Raw genomic sequence first — 3,111 nt, 5'->3', positions numbered from 1 at the left:
GAGCAAGCCCGCTCCCACATTGGTTATGTGCATGCCGCAAAACCAATGTGGGAGCGGGCTTGCTCGCGAAGGGGCCGGCCCGGTCAGCCGATCAGACCGGCGGCAGACGCCACTCAATTGGCGCTTCGCCATTCTGCTCGAGAAACTTGTTGGTCCGGCTGAAATGCCCGCACCCGAGGAAGCCACGATAAGCCGACAACGGCGATGGATGCACCGACGTCAGCACCAGGTGCTTGGTCGCGTCGATCAGCTTCTGCTTGCTCTGCGCATGCGCGCCCCACAGCATGAACACCAGATGCGGCTGGCGTTCGCTGACCACCTCAATGATCCGGTCGGTGAAGAACTGCCAGCCCTTGTCCTTATGCGCGTTGGCATTGGCGCGCTCGACAGTCATGGTGGTGTTGAGCATCAACACGCCCTGATCGGCCCAGCTCTGCAGGTAGCCGTGGTTGGGAATGTCGATGTTCAAGTCGCGTTTCAACTCTTTGTAGATGTTGACCAGCGACGGCGGCGCCGGCACGCCCGGTTGCACCGAGAAGCACAAGCCATGGGCCTGGCCCGGGCCGTGGTACGGGTCCTGGCCGAGGATCACCACTTTGACTTTATCCAGCGGCGTCGAATTCAGCGCGTTGAAAATCAGCGGTCCCGGCGGATAGATTTCCTTGCCGGCCGCCCGCTCCTGCTGCAGAAAAGTGCGCAACTCTGCCATGTAAGGCTGGTCGAATTCAGCACGCAGTGCCTCCTTCCAGCTCGGTTCGAGTTTGATACGGTCGTCAGCAGTCATGGTCATACCCGGCAAAAACAATGGGGCGAACCCTAGGAAAGCCGACCACGCTTGTCAATTGATCTGACACAGATCCGGCACTTTCCCACACAGCGATCATACTGAACGCTCAATTTCCCGATCGAGGTCACGATGAATCTGCACTTCGAAGAACTCACCGGCACCGACGGCGCCCGCCTCGGGATCGCCAGCCTGGATGCTGAAAAGTCGCTCAACGCGCTGTCCTTGCCGATGATCAACGCCCTGAGCGACAAACTGAACGCCTGGGCCAAGGATCCGCAGATCGTCTGCGTATTGCTGCGCGGCAATGGTGCCAAAGCATTCTGCGCCGGCGGTGAAGTGCGCAGTCTAGTGGAGGCCTGCCGGGCCCACCCCGGTGAAGTCCCGCCACTGGCCGCACAGTTTTTCGCCGCCGAATATCGCCTGGACTACAGCCTGCACACCTACCCCAAACCGCTGGTCTGCTGGGGCCACGGTTACGTGCTCGGCGGCGGCATGGGCCTGTTGCAAGGCGCGAGCACGCGGATCGTCACGCCGAGCAGTCGCCTGGCGATGCCCGAGATCACCATCGGTCTGTATCCGGACGTCGGCGCCAGTTGGTTTCTCTCACGGTTGCCGGGCAAGCTCGGCTTGTTTCTTGGACTGACCGGCGCGCACATGAACGGTCGTGATGCCATCGATCTGGATCTGGCCGACCGCTTTCTGCTTGAAGAGCAGCAACCGCAACTGATCGAAGGCCTGCTGCAACTCAACTGGCAGGAACAGACCGACATGCAGCTCAACAGCCTGCTCAAGGCCCTGCAACAGGAAGCCGTCGGGCAGATGCCCGAGGCGCAATGGTTGCCGCGCCGCCAGCAGATCGATGAACTGCTCGACGTCAGCGACGTCACCTGTGCCTGGAAAGCCATCAGCCTGCAACGCGACAGCAGCGACCCGCTGATCGCCCGCGCCGCGAAAACCCTGAGCGAAGGCTCACCGCTGACCGCGCATCTGGTCTGGGAACAGATCATCCGCGCCCGCTATCTTTCGCTGGCCGAAGTGTTTCAGATGGAATACACACTGAGCCTCAATTGCTGCCGGCACCCGGAATTCAGCGAAGGGGTGCGGGCACGGCTGATCGACAAGGATCAGAAACCGCACTGGCATTGGCCGGACATCAATAACGTCCCGGACGCGGTGGTCGAGGCGCATTTTCACAAGGTCTGGGAAGGTCGGCATCCGTTGGCGGATCTGACGCAATACTGAACGCTTGGTAAATCGCAGGCACAAAAAAAGCGGCGCTCAATGCGCCGCTTTTTTGTTTGCGGATGATTACCAGCGACCGCCTCGCCCGCCGTGGTCACCGCGGTTACCGTGATGATCACGCCCACCCCGGTCACGATCCCAACCCCCACCACGGTGACCGTCCCAGCGACCGCGATCGTTGTCGTGCCAGCGGCGGCTCTCGTAGTAGCGTGGCGCTGGCTGGTAGTAACGCGGCGCCGAGTAGTAACGCGGGGCCGCCTGGTAGTAACGCGGGGCCGAGTAATAGGTGCTGCCGCCGCTGTAATAGGTGCCGCCAGTGTTGTAGTACGCCGGAGCGGGTGAGGTGTAGACCTCCGAGCTGTAATAACTGTCTGCGTAGGAGTAGGGAGCGCAACCGGCAACGGAAAACATCATCGCAGCAAGTAGAAGAATTCGTCGATACATGGCGGCCTCCTGGACCGCGGGTAGCCACACCAGCGACGCTGGCAGGCATCAGTCGGTTATTCGGTGACTGACGAAACATCTGACAGCGTTTTCCGAATCTGGTGCGCTTCCGTAACAAGTTGAAACATGTGATTGATGAAATCCTGTTCATTTGGAAACCACTGTCATTCAGCCGCCGATCAGTGGTGCCCGCCGTGATAGCCGCCGCCGTGATAACCGCGTCCGTAACCGCCGCGGTAGCCGTAGCCGCCGTAGTAATAATGAGCACCGCCGTAGTAACGCGGTCCGTAATATCCGCCGTAGTAATACGGCGAGTAATACCCTGGATAATAAGACGTGGCGGGATAAGTATCGTAGGGACCGGCATAGTAATAACACCCGGACAGGCCTGAACCGAGCACCGCTCCCAGCAGCACTCGACGTAACAGTTTTGAAATACCCATGACGGCCTCCTGAAAGACCCACGGCCGCAGCAGGACAGCGCAGCCGACACAGTTTTGACTGTCAGGTCCGGGGCAAGTGCCGGGCGCGCAAAGGCTTCAGATCAGCGGTGTCAGTCACACTGAAAATCCTCTGTGGGAGCGGGCTTGCTCGCGAAAGCGGTGGGTCAGTGATGAATCACTGACTGACAGGACGCC

General features: G+C 60.2%; 4 protein-coding genes. 1 reads left to right on the top strand and 3 read right to left on the bottom strand.

Features of this window, described 5'->3' with window-relative positions; genetic code table 11:
• Window positions 1-91: 91 nt before the first annotated feature.
• A complete protein-coding gene (gene ung, locus QMX91_RS30195; protein WP_003222534.1) occupies window positions 92-784 on the bottom strand; it encodes a uracil-DNA glycosylase in 693 nt (230 codons plus the stop codon).
• 132 nt (window positions 785-916) lie between these two features.
• On the opposite strand from ung, the gene QMX91_RS30190 reads away from it, so the two are divergent.
• Window positions 917-2,029 (top strand): enoyl-CoA hydratase/isomerase family protein, encoded by a 1,113-nt coding sequence (locus tag QMX91_RS30190; RefSeq protein ID WP_210557904.1) that lies wholly within the window; start codon window positions 917-919, stop codon window positions 2,027-2,029.
• Window positions 2,030-2,095: 66 nt separating this feature from the next.
• On the opposite strand, the gene QMX91_RS30185 is transcribed toward QMX91_RS30190, so the two are convergent.
• Together QMX91_RS30185 and QMX91_RS30180 are read right to left on the bottom strand one after the other, a co-directional pair.
• Window positions 2,096-2,473: a hypothetical protein gene (locus tag QMX91_RS30185; protein ID WP_282413839.1), complete on the bottom strand. Its 378-nt coding sequence runs from the start codon at window positions 2,471-2,473 to the stop codon at window positions 2,096-2,098.
• Between the two features lie 179 nt (window positions 2,474-2,652).
• Window positions 2,653-2,916: a hypothetical protein gene (locus QMX91_RS30180; protein ID WP_098967656.1), complete on the bottom strand. Its 264-nt coding sequence runs from the start codon at window positions 2,914-2,916 to the stop codon at window positions 2,653-2,655.
• Between the last annotated feature and the right edge of the window lie 195 nt (window positions 2,917-3,111).

Source organism: Pseudomonas sp. PS01299 (genome assembly GCF_029960145.1).
Classification (GTDB): Bacteria; Pseudomonadota; Gammaproteobacteria; order Pseudomonadales; family Pseudomonadaceae; genus Aquipseudomonas; species Aquipseudomonas putida_A.
Note: the sequence above shows the minus strand (reverse complement) of the source record. Positions and strands in the feature narration are given on the sequence as shown.

Excerpts from the sequence above, each read along its gene's own strand:
- ung (WP_003222534.1), bottom strand. The coding sequence starts at position 784 with ATGACTGCTGACGACCGTATCAAACTCGAACCGAGCTGGAAGGAGGCA.
- QMX91_RS30190 (WP_210557904.1), top strand. The coding sequence starts at position 917 with ATGAATCTGCACTTCGAAGAACTCACCGGCACCGACGGCGCCCGCCTC.
- QMX91_RS30185 (WP_282413839.1), bottom strand. The coding sequence starts at position 2,473 with ATGTATCGACGAATTCTTCTACTTGCTGCGATGATGTTTTCCGTTGCC.
- QMX91_RS30180 (WP_098967656.1), bottom strand. The coding sequence starts at position 2,916 with ATGGGTATTTCAAAACTGTTACGTCGAGTGCTGCTGGGAGCGGTGCTC.